This is a genomic window from Rahnella sp. PAMC25559, from assembly GCF_050632365.1.
Classification (GTDB): domain Bacteria; phylum Pseudomonadota; class Gammaproteobacteria; order Enterobacterales; family Enterobacteriaceae; genus Rahnella; species Rahnella rivi.
In genome coordinates this window covers 690,654-707,061 of the sequence record NZ_CP192543.1, presented here as the reverse complement: position 1 = coordinate 707,061, position 16,408 = coordinate 690,654, and the positions used below count along the sequence as shown (strand labels likewise).

Genomic DNA, 16,408 nt, shown 5'->3' with positions numbered 1-16,408 from the left:
TCTGCTATTACCTGCTGCATAAAGGAGTTCCATCATGGCTTATGATAAAAATCCTCATGCCGTCAAACCGGAAGAATACGGTTTCCCGCTCAAACTCAAAAAACAATACGACAACTTCATTGGCGGTGAATGGGTCGCGCCGGTAAAAAATGAGTATTACGACAACCTGACGCCGGTGACCGGCGAAGTGCTGTGCAAAGTCGCCAGTTCCAGCACTGACGACGTCGATCTGGCGCTGGACGCCGCCCACAAAGCCAAAGACGACTGGGGCAAAATGCCGGTACAGCAACGGGCAAACCTGCTGCTCAAAGTTGCCGATCGCATGGAACAAAACCTCGAACTGCTGGCAAACGCCGAAACCTGGGATAACGGTAAACCGATCCGCGAAACCAGCGGCGCAGACGTGCCGTTAGCCATCGACCACTTCCGCTATTTCGCCTCCTGCGTGCGTGCGCAGGAAGGCGGTATCAGCGAAATCGACAGCGACACCGTCGCCTATCATTTCCACGAACCGCTGGGCGTGGTGGCGCAAATCATCCCGTGGAACTTCCCGCTGCTGATGGCCTGCTGGAAAATGGCGCCGGCGCTGGCGGCCGGGAACTGCATCGTGCTCAAACCGGCCAAACTGACGCCGCTTTCCGTCTTACTGCTGATGGAACTGGTGCAGGACATTCTGCCTGCGGGCGTCATCAACGTGGTTAACGGCGCGGGCGGCGAAATCGGTGAATATCTGGCGACGTCCAAACGCATCGCCAAAGTGGCCTTTACCGGTTCGACCGAAGTCGGCCAGCAAATCGCCGGATACGCGGCGCAAAACCTGATCCCGGCAACGCTGGAACTGGGCGGTAAATCCCCGAATATCTTCTTTGCGGATGTGATGGACAAAGAAGACGAATTCTTCGATAAAGCGCTGGAAGGCTTCGCGCTGTTTGCCTTCAATCAGGGCGAAGTCTGTACCTGCCCGAGCCGCGCGCTGGTGCAGGAATCCATTTACGAACGCTTTATGGAACGCGCCATTAAACGCGTCGAAGCCATTAAAACCGGTAATCCGTTAGATATGGAAACGCAGATGGGCGCGCAGGTGTCTGCCGGGCAGATGAAAACCATTCTGGATTATATCGAAATCGGTAAAAAAGAGGGCGCGGAAGTGCTGACCGGCGGCGCGAAGAAAAAACTCGAAGGCTCGCTGAACGAGGGGTATTACCTGCAACCGACCATTTTGCTGGGTAAAAACAATATGCGTGTTTTCCAGGAAGAAATCTTCGGACCGGTGCTGGCGGTGACGACGTTTAAAGATATGGATGAGGCGCTGCAAATCGCCAACGATACGGCGTATGGATTAGGGGCGGGCGTCTGGAGCCGTGACGGCAACGTGGCGTACCACATGGGGCGCAACATTCAGGCGGGCCGCGTCTGGACCAACTGCTATCACGCCTATCCGGCGCACGCGGCGTTCGGCGGTTACAAGCAGTCCGGTCTCGGGCGGGAAACTCACAAAATGATGCTGGATCACTACCAGCAAACCAAATGCCTGCTGGTGAGTTATTCGAGTAAACCGATGGGACTTTTCTAAGTTTTAACGGGGCTATTTTGCCCTGGTATTTTGAACCCGGACTGTACTCAGAACCCTCACGTACTCTGCGTACGCTCCGGTTCTTCCGTGCAGTCCGTGTCCACACACCCTGCGCCAATAACGCCCTGGCATCGGCGTTGTTGGCATTTTTTGCATCACACTACGCTGTTCGTCGGCAGCACGATTTGGCGGCTGCGCAGGAAAACAACCACCAGCGCCAGCCAGGCGAGACCGCTTATCAGGTTGAACAGGTTAAACATCCCCGCACCGCCTTCGACGTAAGCCACTTTCGCCAGCTCAATCCCGACCGTGAAAATCATCATGCTGATGACGCCCATCGCGGCAGAAACGGTGCCTTTGCTCATGTCGCTGGAGAACAGCGTCAGACGGTACAAACCGGCATTCGCCACGCCAATCCCGAACGCGTACAGGCTCAGACCGGCGGTCATCCACAGGTACGCATGCGCCGAAAACAGCGTCGCCGCGGCCGCAATCAGCAGGCCAATCACCATCGGCCCTGCGCCCAGTTTGATCAAATAATCGACCGTGCGCTTACCGCTCAGGCGCGCCAGTGTGACGTTACCGACGATCAGCGCGCCGAAAATCGGCACCTGCAACAGACCATAATCGTAGGTCGAAAGACCTTCACCGCTGATCAAAATCACCGGCGACTGCGCAATCCACGTCAGCAGCGGCAGGCTGGCAAAACCAATCGCCAGCGCGCCACACACGAACTGACGGTTCTTCAGCACGTGTTTATAATCGCGCAGCAGGCTTGGCATGGAGAAAGGTTCGCCGAGGCGGGACGCTGTTTCAGGCATCGATTTCCACAACCCCCACAGCGCGATGGCTGCGAGTGCGGCGAAAATCACAAACATCGACTGCCAGGGGGCGACGTGGATCAGCGCCGCACCGGCCAGCGGCCCGAGCAACGGCGCAATCAGCGCGACGTTCGCCATCATGGCGGTGATTTTAATACACACCGATTCCTCGAAGGATTCCTGTATCGCGGCGTAACCCACGGCCCCGATGAAGCACAGGCTAATGCCTTGCAGGAAACGCATCACCATAAACTGCTCAATGTTTTGTACAAACAAAATAGCCAGACAGGTGATGATGAAGAAGATGACGCCAGTGAGCATCACCGGACGACGCCCGCGGCGGTCGGACAACGGCCCGAGCAGCCATTGCAGGAACATGCCGCCCGCCAGATAAGCCGTCATGGAGGTCGGCACCCACTCTTCTCCGGCATTGAAATTCGCCACCACGGCCAGCATGCCGGGTTGGATCATATCGTTGCCGATATAAGTGGCGAACTCAAAAAGCACCAGACAAAGAGGGAACAAAAGCGCCTGCCGACCCAGAAGGGACGCAGTATTTGGAGAATTATGCATTTTTAGTTATTTCACAGACGTAAGGCTAATCGGTTGAAAATTAGCAGAAAATAAGAGACTGTCCGGGCGGGTTTCGCAAGCGAGGCAGTAATACCGGCTATTTTGCCGATTATTTGAGCGTAACGCAATCACCGGATTCACGTTCAGCACAATCTGAGAATGATACTTTTGCCTTGTTAGCCCTCTCAAAGCTGGCTAGGCTGCAAACAACACATCAACAGGAAGGAATTTGCAGGTAATGAGCGAAAAAATAAGCTGGATAGATAATCTGCGCGCGCTCGCCTGCATGATGGTGGTGATGGTTCACGCCAGCACGTCACTGGTGGTCAATTTCGCTGCGGTGCATACCGCGGAATGGACGGTGTCTAACCTGCTCAATTCGGCTTCGCGTGTCTGTGTGCCGCTGTTCTTTATGATTTCCGGCGCATTGTTTTTCGGCGAAAAGAGCGCGCAAAAACGGCATTTTCTGCGCGTCACGTTATGCCTGCTGTTCTACAGTGCCGTCTCACTGATTTATATTCTCACGATGACAAAAATCGGATTTTGGCCGTCTCTGCGACTGATCCTCGAAAAGCCGGTGTTTTATCATCTTTGGTTCTTCTACGCGATCATCGTGATTTACCTGCTTTCCCCGCTGATTAACGTTAAAGCCGTCTCCGGAAAATATCTGCTGATCGCCGGGCTTCTGCTCGGCGTTCTGGCGAACCCCCAACTTCCGGCCATCACGTGGCAGAAAATCCACCTCCTGCCGCTGGATTTGTACATCAGCGGCGATACTTTCTATTACGTGCTCTATGCCCTGATGGGGCGCGCCCTCAGCCAGATGAATACCGAAAAAACGCCGGTCACGCTGGCGGCCAGCGGCATGTTCATACTCAGCACGCTGGCGGTTGCGACGGGCACTTACCGGCAAATGCAGATTAACCAGAATTTCGCCGACACGTTTTACGTCTACAGCGGCCCGCTGGTCTTTATCTCCGCCATCTCGCTGTTTATCATTTTCAAAAATGCGCTGACCCACCGCATCCTGCCGGGATTTGCGCTGATCTCCCGCCATTCGCTGGCCATTTACGGCTTTCATGCGTTGATCATCATTGGCCTGCGCAGCCTGCATCTCGATTTCCCGCACTATCCGCTGCTGAATATCGCGTATCTGTTTATCTGCGGCCTGGGCGGCGGTTTATTACTGGCGATGGGGCTGGGGAAAATAGACAGACGGAACTGGGTGAGCTGAATGAGAAAGAATATTTATTATCGATGCGAATAAATGAAAGGATTGAAACTGCCGACAAGGCGCAGATAGCAAAAAAGCGACTCAGGGTCGCTTTTTTGTTTTTAACAGCTTCAGGCGGAGGTCTTTAGATTTTCATCCTGTCGCGGCACGGCCAGCGGCCTTTACAGGCAGACACTGACGTACTGTTTAGCCCGGCTATTCAGTCCCACAAACCGTCAGTGGGTAAAATTTTACTCACTTATTGCTCAGCTTGCAATCAGCCTTATGTCACCCCCACCGTTCCTGTGCCCGCCTCAATTGCCTTGCAGATGAAAACCCGGCAGCGAGGGCGGCTTTTTCGATACCCGCGCCTTGTTGCAGGCGTTGTTGGGCGACGGCGATGCGCAGTTGTTCGTGGTAGTCGCGCACGCTGATGCCCAGATGCTGGCGGAACAAACGGGTGAGGTGGCGGCTACTGATGTGCGCTCTGGCGGCAACGTCTTCCACCTGCCAGGGGGATTCCGGTTCGGCGGCCATCAGGTTTTGCGCGCGGTGCACGGCAGGGTGCAGGTGATTGCGGTAACGCAGCCACGGGGAAAGCTGAGGATCATCGCCGGCGCGGCGGAAATAGACCACCATTTCGCGGGCGACATCCAGCGCGGCCTGCGGCCCTGAATGCGTGGCGATAAGATGCAGCGCCAGATCGATACCGGCGCTGATGCCCGCACTGGTCAGCACGAAACGGTCCTCAACAAATATCCGGTTATCTTTCACCTGGGCAGCAGGCACCTGCTGGCGTAAGCGCTCGATCACGTCGTGGTGCGTGGTGCACTGATAGCCGTCGAGCAGCCCGGCTTTTCCGGCCAGCAGGCTGCCGGAGCAGATGCACACCAGCGTTAAACTTCCCGCTTCAATCGCGCTTTTCTGCTGATGCAACCAGTCGCAGGCTATTTGCGCGACCGGTGAGGCAAAGTTTTCGGCGGATTCCGCCACGCCCGGCATGATCAAAATACTGCCCTTGGGCAGACTTTCCGGCAGCGGCTGTAAATGGCTGACCGTCAGACCTGTCGACATCACGACTTCAGGCTGCGGCCCGATGTAATGCAGCGTAAATTGCCCGGCCAGCCGTAGCGCTTCCGCCGGGCCGGCGAGATCTAACGCCATCACGCCGGGGAGCGTCACAAAGTAGACATGTCGCTGCATAGTGTTGATCCGTGTGCAGGAGAAAACGCTATCTTCACACAGCGCGGTCGAGTTCCGCCAGCGCACCGGCTACGTCGGTGATGGTGGCAAAGCGGTCATCGAGCACCAGTTCGGTTCGCAGTTTGATCTCCTGTGCGCTCAGCGTGACGCCGCTGGCGTGGGTCATCGGGAAGGTCAGCGTCGCTTCTGTCACGAACGTCACCGAGTAACCGAGATCGGACGCCACGCGTGCCGTGGTTTCACAGCACTGTTCGGTACGCATTCCGGCGATGATCAGATGCGTGATGCCGTTTTCACGCAGCCAGCCGTCGAGGCCGGATTCGGTCAGGGAATTGTGGACGTGTTTATGCACCACATGTTGCGGCTGATGACTAAGAAAAGACATCGGCGTTACCAGCCCGGAATCCAGCGAAAACACGCCATCCGGATTGACGTGAAAGAAGTCGATGACCGGCACGTCGCGGGCCTGACAGCCGTCGATCAGGCGGGTTAGGGCGGCACTGAAAGCCGGTAAATCATCCTGCTGCCAGAAATCTTTTTGTTCGAAGGAACGCTGAACGTCGATGTTTAACAGGGCGCTGTGTGCCATTTTCGGACTCCATCAGATGAGTGTGAAGCCAGTTTGCGCCTGAAATACTTAAGGGAGAATGCCAAAAACGGACATGATGCTGACAGGGACGGACGATCTGCATCATCCGCCGGAAGGAGAATGTTTTAATCAGAGTTTCTGGTCGGCACGCCAGTGGTGATAATCGATATGATCGGCCTGGAAATTGGTGGTTTCAGCGTCGCCGGTCAGGCGGTAGGCCAGCTGGAAGGCAAAATCGAATGCCAGCCCTAATCCTTTGCCGCTCAGTAAGTTGCCGTCTTCCACGAAGGACTGATTGACGTACACGCCGTCTTTCACATCTTGGTATAAATCGCCGGAACAGACGTAGCGACGCCCTTTCAGCAGTCCGTTTCCGCCCAGCACGCGGGCGGCCGCGGAGCACAGCGGGCAGATCAGTTTACCGGCCTCGTCGTGACGGCGGACAAATTCCACCACCTCTTTGCTGGCCGCCAGCGCCACCGATCCTTCCGGGCCACCGGGCATCACCACGGCATCGAATAAACGGTCGCCCTGCGCGGAAAGCAGTGCGTTAGCCTGCATCTGAATACCGTGATAGGTGCGCAGCGTCAGGCTTTTCTGGCACGCCAGCGTGGTGACCTGAATGTCCAGCCGCTCGAGAATATCGAGCACAATCACCGCTTCGCCTTCTTCAAAACCGTCGGCCAGCAGCAGGGCGACCTGCTTTTTCGCGTTGTCCTTCACCATAATGCAAATGTCCTCTGAGGTTAAAAATCAGAGGACATCATAAAATGAAACGATGTTTTGATAATGTGAGTGACGTGGCAGACTAGAAAACCAGCTGCACTTTCGAGGCTTTGGATTTATCCAGCGCGAATTCCAGCGCGTCCACCAGACTTTCCTGCGGGAATTCCGCCGACAATAAAGGCATCGGATCGACGGTTTTATTCGCCAGCCATTCCACTGCCGTGTTGAATTCTTGCGTGAAACGGAAGCTGCCGACCCAGTTAATTTCTTTAGCAATCAGCATCATCAGTGGAAATTCATTCACTACCGGCCCCATGCCGACCTGCACCAGCGTGCCGCGTGCGCGCGTCACTTCAAGACAACGGCGGATGGAAGACGGATGACCGGAGGCGTCAAAGGAGACATCGAAGAAGCCTTTCTCTGCCTGATATTCGCTGAAATCGCCCTGCGCGGCGTCCAGCGCTTTGCTTGCGCCAACCGCCAGTGCCAGCGTGCGGCAGCGTTCGCTCGGGTCGGTCACCACGATCTGCGCCACGCCTTTGGCTTTCGCCGCCAGCACGATCAGGCAACCAATCGGGCCGACGCCGGAAACAAACACGGTTTTTCCATGAATATCGCCCGCCTGATTCACGGCATGAATGGCGACGGCCAGCGGTTCGGCGAACACCATCAGACTGTCGCTGACCTGATTGTCGTAAGGAATACACTGATCGCTGTCGACAATTTTATACTGCGTGAACGCGCCGTTGATGTGCGGAAAATACATCGCGCTGCCGAAAAACTTCATGGTCGTACACTGATTTTCGTCGCCGGACAGGCAATATTTACAGGCTCTGCACGGTTTACTCGGATTGAGCGCCACTTTCTGGCCGGGCTGCAAATTCGGGTTATCCGATTTCTCCACCACGCCGACCACTTCGTGCCCGAGAACCATCGCCTCGCGCACTTTGAAATCACCCACGGCGCCGTGTTCGTAGTAATGCAGATCCGAGCCGCAGATGCCGCCGCGGGTCACTTTGACCAGCGTGCCCTGGCCGGTGTAATCGAGGGTCTGGTTGATCACCGCGACGTCTTTTTTCCCGGTGACGACGCAGGATTGTGTGGCAATAGTCATGGAATTCTCGCTCTTTAAAGGGCCTGATTGGCTCCAGTAAAGAGGGTTTACCGATCCGAAAACGTGACCGCCATCACTTTGCGCCGTGTTACGAAAACCTGTTACCCATAACTTGAACGGACTCAACCTTTCCCGGCGGATTTATCACGCTTGCGCGCCGGAATGCTCAGGATCAGATGCGTAATCACACCGCCCGCCAGCCCCCAGAATGCCGAACCGATGCCCAGCAGCGTGACGCCGGATGCGGTGATCAGAAAAGTGATGATTGCCGCGTCGCGCTGACTTTCGTTTTCCAGCGCGCGGTACAGACTGCCCGCAATGGTGCCGAGCAACGCCAGTCCCGCGATGGTGTGGATAAGCACTTCCGGCAGCGCGGTAAACATCATGCCAATGGATCCGCCAAACACGCCTGCAATCAGATAAAAAACGCCTGCCGCGACGGCGGCCATATAGCGTTTTTTCGGATCGGGATGGATATCCTCACCCATACAAATTGCGGCGGTAATGGCGGCGATACAGACGGTAAAACCGCCGAATGGGGCCAAAACCAGCGCCGTCAGCGCCGTCCATGAAATCAGCGGTGATACCGGCAGGTTGTAACCGTGGGCTTTCAGCGTGGCAATGCCTGGCGCGTTCTGCGAGGCCATGGTGACGATAAAGAAAGGAATGCCGATGCCGATAATCGAAGACAACGTGAAATGGGGCATGACAAACGCCGGTGCGGCGAACGTCAGCGACTGGCCGTGCAGGGCGATGTCGCCCTGCCATCCGGCGGCAATCAGCCCGGCGGCCAGCGCGAGCACCACCGCATAGCGCGGCAGGGCGCGTTTCGCCAGCAAATACACCAGACACATGCTGCCCGCGAGGGCAAAATTGCTTTGCAGCGAGGTAAACGCGTTCAGCCCGAAGCGCAGCAGAATGCCGCCCAGCATGGCCGCCGACAGCGCCTGCGGAATGTAATGCATCATTTTGGCGAACAGGCCGGTCACGCCGCACAGCAGGATCAGGCCGGTGGCAAACACAAACACGCCAATGGCCTCGTTAATCGAGGTGCCGGGCAGGCTGGTGACCAGTAACGCCGCGCCGGGCGTTGACCAGGCGGTCACCACCGGCGTGCGGTAATAGAGCGATAAACCGATGCTGGTGACGCCCATCCCCAGCCCGAGCATGCTCAGCCAGCCGCCAATCTGCGCCACGCTGGCGCCCGCGGCTTCCGCCGCCTGAAAGATAATCGCCGCCGAACTGGTGTAACCCACCAATACCGCGACAAATCCGGCGATGACCGCCGAAAACGTTAAATCCTGCCAACTGAAACGCGAGGCCATCTGTGAAAATCCTTCTGGTTACCGGACGCTGACGTTATGCTGTTGTGCGTTATAGCGCACACCTGTTGCGCTCAAGATATCACTGTGCGTTATAACGCACAATCGCGATGAACGATCATCGTCGCAGAGGAGACACAATGCAGGAACTTACCCGCCATATTGGCAGCCAGCTGAAAGCCGTGCGCAGCGAGCGCGGCTGGAGCCTCAGCCAGACGGCAGAACAGACCGGTGTCAGCAAGGCGATGCTCGGGCAGATTGAGCGCGGCGAATCCAGCCCGACCGTCGCGACGCTGTGGAAAATCGCCAGCGGCCTGAACGTCTCGTTTTCGGAATTTCTCGAAACGCCGCCCGCGCAGTCGGCGGCGTTGCATCGCCACGGCTTACTGACCACGTTCAACAGTGACACCTCGGGAATGCGTGTGGTGCCGCTGTTTCCGTTCGATACCACGCTGCGCATGGACATGTTTGTTATCGATCTCGAGCCGGACGGGTGCAGTGAATCCACACCGCACGAAGCCGGCGTGATTGAGCATGTGATTGTGATTGAAGGCGAACTGACGCTGACCGTCGATGGCGTCACGCGCGTGCTGCGCGCCGGTGAAGCCCTGCGTTTTGCTGCCGATTGTCCGCATGCATACCGCAACAACAGCGGGCATTCCGTGCGTTTCCACGACCTGATACATTACCCGCAGTCACGTCCGTAACGTTTTCTATTTGTGAGGAGAATGCTCTGATGAGCCAGCCGCAAGATGTTGTGATCCGCCCGTTAATGCCCGCTGACCGCGAAAGCTGGGAGGTTCTCTGGCGCAGTTATCTGGATTTTTACCAGTCAAAACTCGATCCGGCTCAGTTTGATTACACATTCGAGCGGCTTTCGCAGCCTGATTACGCCAGCATGTTCGGTTTTGTGGCGCAATGTCAGGGCAAACTGGTCGGGCTGGTGAACTGCATTAATCACGATCACGGGTGGCATATGCGCCAGGTGGTTTATTTGCAGGATTTGTACGTCGATGACAGTGCGCGCAAGCTGGGGATCGGGCAGAAACTGATTGAGGCGGTCTACGCTTACGCTGATGAAAACGACAAAGCCAACGTCTACTGGATGACGCAAACCACCAACCACACCGCCCGCAAACTTTACGACCGGGTGGGGCAGACCACTAACTTTATGAAATACGTCCGTTAAAGCGGCTTGCGCAGCGTCATTTTCGTGGTGACGTAACCAAGGCTGGCGTACAGCGCCTGCGCAGCGGGATTGCTGGCGAACACATTGAGTTCGATCGCCGCACTGCCCAGTTCACGCAGGCGCTGTTCCATCAGCCGGAATGCCGCAGCGGCATGGCCCTGACGGCGAAACTGCGGATAAATCATCAGCTCATAAACGAAGGCGCTGTGTACTCTGTAGCGCTCCACGTTGGCGAACCACAGATAGCCGACCCTGTCATTTTGCGCGTCGGTTTTGATCTCATAAAGATAATGATCCGGCGTCTCAATCCCTTGCGGCAACGACGCCTGAATGGAATGACGGGCGCGTTCCAGCGCGGTATCGGCGGCCCAAAGACCGGCAGTCACATTCTCCCCGGCGTAATCTTTTGCCAGCAGTTCGGCAAATTCGTCATAGAACGCCGCGTTCATTGGCACTAATACGGTCATCATTTCCCTCTGAATTATTTTGCGGTATCCGGTTTTTTATAAGGCGTTACGTAGCATTCACTGATGGTCGTCGAATGGGCTTCGGCCTGCGTGATGATGTAGCCTTTTTCGGTCAGCGCCACAGAACTGTACGGCGTCTGATTGTCTTTATCGGCCACCACGTTTTCAAATGACTGAATAATCTTAGCTTTATCGTCTGCCCGCGACGGATCATCCAGCCCTTCGACCTGAATCATCGCCTGCTTAAACTGATTGCTGAATGAGGTTTTGCCGATCCGGCTTTCAATGATCGCCTTGATGTTAACCGTGACGTTATTACCCAGCAAAAACAGCGTATTACTCTGGTAAATCAGCATGTTTTTGCGCTTCGACACCACAAAGCCGTTCTCGATAACCTTCATTTTTTTGTTATCAGCGTAGATCACCTCGTCGAGGCAAATGGTCTTGTCCCCCACCTTAAACTGGCTGAAGCGGGTTTTGATTTCTTTCGGCGTCGATGCCGCCTGCGAGCACAGCGGTGCGAGCAGCAACAGAGGTAAAAGCCATGACTTCATAGGAGTTTCCTGAACAGGTCTGAATCAGCCGACATAACAGCAGTATAGGGAGCCGTGGGCAGGATGCGAACGTTTATCTTTTCGCGACGGATTTTTACCGTTGTGGCTAAAGCATCCTCAGTCTGTGCCGATAATTCAGACGATAACGGAATTCCTGCTCATCCTCAGAGGCCACGTATCAGGGACAGATAACCCATTTTTCACAGTGAGTTTTTCACAGCACGTTGACTGTTCCGGGGAGTTTTATGAGTCAGATTCAGGCGTTCTCACCTGCGGCCACGGCTGCGCCAAAGAAGCATGTACACCCACAGAAACCGCCGATGCGTACCCGCACGCTGATGCTGATCGTCGGGCTGCTCACTATCAGCCTGGGTTATAGCATTACGGTCGGCTTGCTCAGCTGGCAGTCGGCTAACCAGCAGCGCGACATCGCCCGGCGTTATCTTCAGCAAACCGCCAATACCGACGGCTATCTCGCCCGTCAGAAACTCGACACCGCCCTTTATGCCGCCCGCGATCTGGTGCAAAGCATGGTAAGCCTGCGCGAAGCCGGACATGCCGACCGCAAACTGGCCGATACCTTGCTGCAAAATGCGTTGAAAAATCACCCGGATTTTCTGTCGATGTCTCTGGCCTGGGAGCCGGATGCGTTCGACGGGAAAGACGCTGACTTAGCCGCACAGGCAGGGCAGGATCCGGATGGCCGTTACGTCCGTTATGTTGACCGCGACATCAGTGGCAACGTGGTGCTGCACAACCTCACCGATTATGAAACGCCGGGCAGCGGCGATTACTATCTGCTGCCGCGCAAACTCAAAAAAGAGGTGATTCTTGAGCCGTACAGCTACCCCTACAACGGCGTGGAAACGCTGCTGACGTCGATCGCGGTACCGATCATCGTGGAGGGAAAATTCCTCGGTTCGGTCACGGCGGATTTCTCGCTGCAAACCTTGCAGACCATGGTCAACGGTATCAAACCCTATCAGGGCACCGGCTACGCGATGCTGTTTTCGCAGTCCGGCCATTACCTTTCTTCGCCAAAAAAAGATCAGGTCACGCAAAAGCTGGAAAACGATGCGCCGCTGTTGAAAAGTATTCAGACCGGCCAGCCCTACAGCAGCGAACAGCAGGATCCGGTGCTGGGTGAAAATGCCTTTGCCGAGTTTGTGCCGATTCAGATTGGTGATACCGGTACACCCTGGATGCTGGGCATCGTTGCGCCGGTCAACGCGGTGATGAAGGAAAGCACGCGCCAGCTCTATTCCGCGCTGGTGCTGATGGTGCTGAGCATTGTGGTGGTGTTTGCGGTGCTCAGCATTATCTTTACCCGCAAAGTGCTGCGCCCGGTCGGCGGTGAGCCGGCAGATGCGGCGAAAATCGCGCTGACGGTGGCCGATGGCGATTTAACGCATCCGATCCTGACGCAGAAAAACGACCGCACCAGCATCTTCTTCGCGCTGCAAACCATGCAGGCGCAGTTGCGCCACGTGGTCACGGACATTATTTCCACCAGCCATGCGGTCGGCAGCGGCGCGTCGCAGATTGCGGCAGGAAATATCGATCTGGCCTCGCGCACCGAACAACAGGCGGCGGCGCTGGAAGAAACGGCGGCGAGTATGGAGCAGCTGACCGCTACCGTAAAACAGAACGCCGATAACGCGCATGTCGCCACGGAGCTCACTGAAAATGCCACAACGATTGCCGGTAAAGGCGATCGCATTATGTCTGACGTTGTCGGCATTATGGGCGAAATAGACGACAGTTCCCGTCGCATTGCCGACATTACGTCGGTGATTAACGGCATTGCCTTCCAGACTAACATTCTGGCGCTGAACGCGGCAGTGGAAGCGGCACGGGCAGGGGAACAGGGGCGCGGATTCGCGGTGGTGGCCTCGGAAGTGCGTAGCCTGGCGCAACGCAGCGCCGATGCGGTCAAAGAGATTTCCGCGCTGATTGAAGAATCGACCTCACGCGTCGATCACGGTGTCGGGCTGGTGAAAAATGCCGGTGAGACGATGAAAGAGATCATGAAGGCCATCACTGACGTGCGTGACATCATGAGCGAAATCGTCTCGGCGTCGGACGAACAGTCGCGCGGCATCAGCCAGGTGACGCAGGCCGTGCACGAAATGGACGGCGTCACCCAGCAAAACTCGGCACTGGTTCAGCAGGCGTCTGCCGCCTCTGCGTCTCTCGAAGATCAGGCCCGCCGCCTGAATGAGATCGTGCAGGTGTTCCGGCTGAAATAACGCTTCACCGCCTTCTGCCTCCGGGTGGAAGGCTTTTTAACGACACACCCCGCTTTCTGCGCTATGTTTTTGTTCCTTTGTTTGATTTCTTTCAGGAGTTTGCCATGAGCCAGCCTTCGCTGATTTTGTATTCCGATGCCAATTTTTTCAGCCCTTACGTGATGTCCGCTTTTGTCGCGCTGACCGAAAAAGGCATCCCCTTCGAACTGGAAAAGGTGGATCTGGCTGACGCGGAGAACCTGAAAGAAACCTATTCGGCGATTTCCGTGACCCGCCGCGTACCGACGTTAACCAACGGGAGCTTTGTGTTATCCGAATCTTCCGCAATTGATGAATATGTCGATGAGCTGTTTCCCGCCCCGACGTTTCCTGCCATTTATCCGGCTGATCCTGAAAACCGCGCCAAAGCCCGCGAAGTTCAGGCCTGGTTGCGCAGTGATCTGATGCCAATCCGCGAAGAACGCTCCACTGAAGTGGTGTTCGCTGGCGCGAAACGCCCGCCGCTGACAGCCAAAGGCCAGCAGGCCGCCGAAAAACTCTACGATGCCGCAGAACGTTTGCTCGGTGATAAAACGAATCTGTTTGGTGAATGGAGCATTGCGGATGTGGATCTGGCGCTGATGCTGAACCGTCTGCGTCTGAACGGCGATCCGATGCCGGAAAAACTCATCGCCTATGCCCAATCGCAGTGGCAGCGCCCGTCCGTTTTGGCGTGGTTAGCGCTTTCCGCGAAATAAGATGAGTGGCGCAGTCAGATCACAGGCTGACTGCGCTAAAGACGTTTACAGTGATTTCGTCAGGAAAAAGCGGGTGTGCGTGGAAGGCGCATCGTCCGGTGCGCGGGAATCGGCGATGTAATCTTCCAGCGCCATTTGCATGTGATAGCCCATGCGTTCATAGAACGGGCGCGCCTGAAAACTGAACGTATCCACCAGTGAGTAACGACAGCCCCGCGCTTTGGCCTCTTCTTCCGCTTCGGCGATCAGTTGCGTGCCGACATCTTTGCCACGCAGCGATTCATCGACCCACAGCATCTGGATGTACATCCAATTCCCGACGGTTTCCGCCACAATCCCCGCCTGTTTGTTGCCTTTTTCATCTTCCACAAAAATCCCTAACGCACGGAATTTTGATTGAGGGATAAAGTTTCTGTTGAAATTACGCAGGCCATTTTTGATCTCCTCGAGATCGCTTTCGGTCGGGGCATGGCTGAGACGGGTCTTCATGACAGGATTCCTTTTTATTCGCGTTTTATCGTGGTGAGCCGGAGTGCAGAAATGATAAATCAGAATAGTGAATCTGACCGGGGAGTGGCAATGCGCGGATAAAGAAAATCTGAAGATGGAGAGGTAAATACAAAAAAAGCCTGTGGAAGTCAGACTTCCACAGGCTTTTCAGAGGGTTTTATCGCAGGAGATTATTTGTAGATTTCAGCGTCAGCGTGCAGTTTGTTGTTACCGGTCACGGAGATGATGCGGTAAGAAGAAGCACCGGCTTCTTTCGCCTGCTGTGACAGTTTGCTTTCCAGGCCGCTCAGGGTGGTTGAGTTGGCAGCAGAGATAACACCGATTTTCTGCATATCACCGGACGGCTGATTCACCTGCTGAGCCGCGAAGCTACCGAAAGAAATCAGGGAGAGGGTTGCAGCTACAGCAAAAATTTTGACGTTTTTCATGATGTGTATTCCATTCAGGTTTATGTGAGTGAAAGGTGGTTGCCTTTCGATGGATGCATAATAAGCCTGATGCGCAGAGATGAAAAACGGATTGATTTGAGTAAGTCATTCAAAATATTTGGTCTACTTTTTACGCAATTTTACGTCCCTGTGCGGGCAACTGACGAAACCGCGATAATGCTGACGCAGACTGTAAAAACATCATTCTTTGCTGCTGTTTTCTCCTTCCTGCTGATTTTTGGCGGGTTTGTCTAAAGAGTGCTACGCTTTCAGGGTAGTATCAGAAACGGGTTGTGCGTGGGGTATGAAAGTAAACCTGCCACCCAAACCGCAGGATTTCAATCATTCTGCATTTGTTTGGCCGACTTGGCTGAACAATATTCACGGTAGCGGAAATTTATTCGGAGGAGTCGAAAATGGGAATTTTATCCTGGATCATCTTTGGTCTTATTGCAGGTATTCTGGCTAAGTGGATCATGCCTGGCAAAGATGGCGGTGGTTTCATTCTGACCGTAGTCCTGGGTGTGGTCGGTGCTGTGGTCGGGGGTTACATCAGTACTTTCTTCGGCTTTGGTCGCGTAGACGGTTTCAACTTCGGCAGCTTCGTCGTCGCGGTGATCGGTGCGATTGTCGTACTGTTTATCTACCGCAAAATCAGGAGCTAATGGTTCGCCATTACGCCTGAAAATAAAAAAAAGCCGCGCATTGTCGCGGCTTTTTTGTGTCTGTGATTTACTCTACCGGCGACGTCGGCAGGCGCACGATGTCCTGATTTTCATTGCCCATCCAGTACACGCCTTCCTTCGCCCAGAACGGGCCTTCGATAAAGTCGAGCAGGTCGGAATACTCTTCATAAAACTGTTTGCCATCGCGGTTATACACCCGCATATAGCCTGAGTAATGGCCGCCATCGCCCGGCATGGTCATGCGCGGGATAAAATCGACGGTCTTATATTCGCGCACCACATACTCTTTGTTCGGGCTCCACTGCTCGGAAATCAGTTTCCCTTGTTTCCACCACTGGTAACACCCCGCGATAACCATCACCAGCACTGCCAGTATGACCCCGCGCATACGCTGGCGTACCAGCGCTTCCTGACTTTTGATTTTTGGCATTAACATTTCCACCTGGTTTGATGA

General features: G+C 55.2%; 17 protein-coding genes and 1 pseudogene. 7 read left to right on the top strand and 11 right to left on the bottom strand.

All coding sequences use genetic code 11. From position 1 onward, the window contains the following. Positions 1–34: 34 nt before the first annotated feature. Entirely contained in the window at positions 35–1,573 is a 1,539-nt protein-coding gene (gene exaC / locus ACQZQY_RS04605) for an acetaldehyde dehydrogenase ExaC (RefSeq protein WP_431296691.1), read from the top strand. A gap of 155 nt (positions 1,574–1,728) precedes the next feature. Here exaC and ACQZQY_RS04600 read toward each other — a convergent pair whose 3' ends face one another. After that, positions 1,729–2,967 (bottom strand): MFS transporter, encoded by a 1,239-nt coding sequence (locus ACQZQY_RS04600; protein ID WP_122097165.1) that lies wholly within the window; start codon positions 2,965–2,967, stop codon positions 1,729–1,731. A gap of 238 nt (positions 2,968–3,205) precedes the next feature. Between ACQZQY_RS04600 and ACQZQY_RS04595 the strand changes: the two genes are divergently transcribed. Next, on the top strand, positions 3,206–4,201 hold the full coding sequence (locus tag ACQZQY_RS04595) for an acyltransferase (RefSeq protein WP_431296690.1): 996 nt from the start codon (positions 3,206–3,208) through the stop codon (positions 4,199–4,201). 267 nt (positions 4,202–4,468) lie between these two features. Here the strand turns inward: ACQZQY_RS04595 and ACQZQY_RS04590 are convergent, their stop codons facing one another. From ACQZQY_RS04590 to ACQZQY_RS04570, 5 genes and pseudogenes are all read right to left on the bottom strand, one after another. Further along, complete coding sequence (locus ACQZQY_RS04590) at positions 4,469–5,383, bottom strand: GlxA family transcriptional regulator (protein ID WP_431296689.1); 915 nt, start codon at positions 5,381–5,383, stop codon at positions 4,469–4,471. Positions 5,384–5,429: 46 nt separating this feature from the next. Then, positions 5,430–5,972, bottom strand: a pseudogene (locus tag ACQZQY_RS04585) (isochorismatase family protein); the annotation flags it as partial. Positions 5,973–6,101: 129 nt separating this feature from the next. Continuing rightward, positions 6,102–6,698, bottom strand: coding sequence for a DJ-1/PfpI family protein (locus ACQZQY_RS04580; RefSeq protein WP_217204215.1), 597 nt, complete (start codon positions 6,696–6,698; stop codon positions 6,102–6,104). Positions 6,699–6,780: 82 nt separating this feature from the next. After that, positions 6,781–7,812: an L-idonate 5-dehydrogenase gene (idnD, locus tag ACQZQY_RS04575; RefSeq protein WP_431296688.1), complete on the bottom strand. Its 1,032-nt coding sequence runs from the start codon at positions 7,810–7,812 to the stop codon at positions 6,781–6,783. Between the two features lie 122 nt (positions 7,813–7,934). Next, complete coding sequence (locus tag ACQZQY_RS04570) at positions 7,935–9,137, bottom strand: benzoate/H(+) symporter BenE family transporter (protein ID WP_390973678.1); 1,203 nt, start codon at positions 9,135–9,137, stop codon at positions 7,935–7,937. A 137-nt stretch (positions 9,138–9,274) separates the two neighbouring features. Here ACQZQY_RS04570 and ACQZQY_RS04565 point away from each other — a divergent pair, with 137 nt between their 5' ends. Further along, positions 9,275–9,841, top strand: a complete 567-nt coding sequence (locus tag ACQZQY_RS04565) for a helix-turn-helix domain-containing protein (RefSeq protein WP_431296687.1) — start codon at positions 9,275–9,277, stop codon at positions 9,839–9,841. Positions 9,842–9,870: 29 nt separating this feature from the next. Then, a complete protein-coding gene (locus tag ACQZQY_RS04560) occupies positions 9,871–10,323 on the top strand; it encodes a GNAT family N-acetyltransferase (RefSeq protein WP_122097173.1) in 453 nt (150 codons plus the stop codon). On the opposite strand, the gene ACQZQY_RS04555 is transcribed toward ACQZQY_RS04560, so the two are convergent. Both ACQZQY_RS04555 and ACQZQY_RS04550 read right to left on the bottom strand, forming a co-directional pair. Beyond that, positions 10,320–10,793: a GNAT family N-acetyltransferase gene (locus tag ACQZQY_RS04555; protein WP_260308486.1), complete on the bottom strand. Its 474-nt coding sequence runs from the start codon at positions 10,791–10,793 to the stop codon at positions 10,320–10,322. The two genes, ACQZQY_RS04560 and ACQZQY_RS04555, sit on opposite strands and share 4 nt — an antisense overlap. Positions 10,794–10,804: 11 nt before the next feature. Next, positions 10,805–11,344, bottom strand: a complete 540-nt coding sequence (locus ACQZQY_RS04550; protein WP_421671365.1) for a hypothetical protein — start codon at positions 11,342–11,344, stop codon at positions 10,805–10,807. A gap of 320 nt (positions 11,345–11,664) precedes the next feature. Between ACQZQY_RS04550 and ACQZQY_RS04545 the strand changes: the two genes are divergently transcribed. Both ACQZQY_RS04545 and yfcF read left to right on the top strand, forming a co-directional pair. Continuing rightward, on the top strand, positions 11,665–13,593 hold the full coding sequence (locus tag ACQZQY_RS04545) for a methyl-accepting chemotaxis protein (protein WP_431297153.1): 1,929 nt from the start codon (positions 11,665–11,667) through the stop codon (positions 13,591–13,593). A gap of 104 nt (positions 13,594–13,697) precedes the next feature. Beyond that, entirely contained in the window at positions 13,698–14,330 is a 633-nt protein-coding gene (gene yfcF / locus ACQZQY_RS04540) for a glutathione transferase (RefSeq protein WP_414070266.1), read from the top strand. Positions 14,331–14,375: 45 nt separating this feature from the next. Here yfcF and ACQZQY_RS04535 read toward each other — a convergent pair whose 3' ends face one another. Continuing rightward, positions 14,376–14,819, bottom strand: coding sequence for a GNAT family N-acetyltransferase (locus ACQZQY_RS04535; protein ID WP_390973669.1), 444 nt, complete (start codon positions 14,817–14,819; stop codon positions 14,376–14,378). A gap of 191 nt (positions 14,820–15,010) precedes the next feature. After that, complete coding sequence (bhsA, locus tag ACQZQY_RS04530; protein ID WP_056775800.1) at positions 15,011–15,268, bottom strand: multiple stress resistance protein BhsA; 258 nt, start codon at positions 15,266–15,268, stop codon at positions 15,011–15,013. A 416-nt stretch (positions 15,269–15,684) separates the two neighbouring features. On the opposite strand from bhsA, the gene ACQZQY_RS04525 reads away from it, so the two are divergent. After that, positions 15,685–15,933, top strand: a complete 249-nt coding sequence (locus ACQZQY_RS04525; RefSeq protein WP_056775793.1) for a GlsB/YeaQ/YmgE family stress response membrane protein — start codon at positions 15,685–15,687, stop codon at positions 15,931–15,933. Between the two features lie 67 nt (positions 15,934–16,000). On the opposite strand, the gene ACQZQY_RS04520 is transcribed toward ACQZQY_RS04525, so the two are convergent. Further along, positions 16,001–16,384 (bottom strand): hypothetical protein, encoded by a 384-nt coding sequence (locus ACQZQY_RS04520; protein ID WP_136375840.1) that lies wholly within the window; start codon positions 16,382–16,384, stop codon positions 16,001–16,003. Positions 16,385–16,408 lie beyond the last annotated feature (24 nt).

Excerpts from the sequence above, each read along its gene's own strand:
- exaC (WP_431296691.1), top strand. The coding sequence starts at position 35 with ATGGCTTATGATAAAAATCCTCATGCCGTCAAACCGGAAGAATACGGT.
- ACQZQY_RS04600 (WP_122097165.1), bottom strand. The coding sequence starts at position 2,967 with ATGCATAATTCTCCAAATACTGCGTCCCTTCTGGGTCGGCAGGCGCTT.
- ACQZQY_RS04595 (WP_431296690.1), top strand. The coding sequence starts at position 3,206 with ATGAGCGAAAAAATAAGCTGGATAGATAATCTGCGCGCGCTCGCCTGC.
- ACQZQY_RS04590 (WP_431296689.1), bottom strand. The coding sequence starts at position 5,383 with ATGCAGCGACATGTCTACTTTGTGACGCTCCCCGGCGTGATGGCGTTA.
- ACQZQY_RS04580 (WP_217204215.1), bottom strand. The coding sequence starts at position 6,698 with ATGGTGAAGGACAACGCGAAAAAGCAGGTCGCCCTGCTGCTGGCCGAC.
- idnD (WP_431296688.1), bottom strand. The coding sequence starts at position 7,812 with ATGACTATTGCCACACAATCCTGCGTCGTCACCGGGAAAAAAGACGTC.
- ACQZQY_RS04570 (WP_390973678.1), bottom strand. The coding sequence starts at position 9,137 with ATGGCCTCGCGTTTCAGTTGGCAGGATTTAACGTTTTCGGCGGTCATC.
- ACQZQY_RS04565 (WP_431296687.1), top strand. The coding sequence starts at position 9,275 with ATGCAGGAACTTACCCGCCATATTGGCAGCCAGCTGAAAGCCGTGCGC.
- ACQZQY_RS04560 (WP_122097173.1), top strand. The coding sequence starts at position 9,871 with ATGAGCCAGCCGCAAGATGTTGTGATCCGCCCGTTAATGCCCGCTGAC.
- ACQZQY_RS04555 (WP_260308486.1), bottom strand. The coding sequence starts at position 10,793 with ATGATGACCGTATTAGTGCCAATGAACGCGGCGTTCTATGACGAATTT.
- ACQZQY_RS04550 (WP_421671365.1), bottom strand. The coding sequence starts at position 11,344 with ATGAAGTCATGGCTTTTACCTCTGTTGCTGCTCGCACCGCTGTGCTCG.
- ACQZQY_RS04545 (WP_431297153.1), top strand. The coding sequence starts at position 11,665 with ATGCGTACCCGCACGCTGATGCTGATCGTCGGGCTGCTCACTATCAGC.
- yfcF (WP_414070266.1), top strand. The coding sequence starts at position 13,698 with ATGAGCCAGCCTTCGCTGATTTTGTATTCCGATGCCAATTTTTTCAGC.
- ACQZQY_RS04535 (WP_390973669.1), bottom strand. The coding sequence starts at position 14,819 with ATGAAGACCCGTCTCAGCCATGCCCCGACCGAAAGCGATCTCGAGGAG.
- bhsA (WP_056775800.1), bottom strand. The coding sequence starts at position 15,268 with ATGAAAAACGTCAAAATTTTTGCTGTAGCTGCAACCCTCTCCCTGATT.
- ACQZQY_RS04525 (WP_056775793.1), top strand. The coding sequence starts at position 15,685 with ATGGGAATTTTATCCTGGATCATCTTTGGTCTTATTGCAGGTATTCTG.
- ACQZQY_RS04520 (WP_136375840.1), bottom strand. The coding sequence starts at position 16,384 with ATGCCAAAAATCAAAAGTCAGGAAGCGCTGGTACGCCAGCGTATGCGC.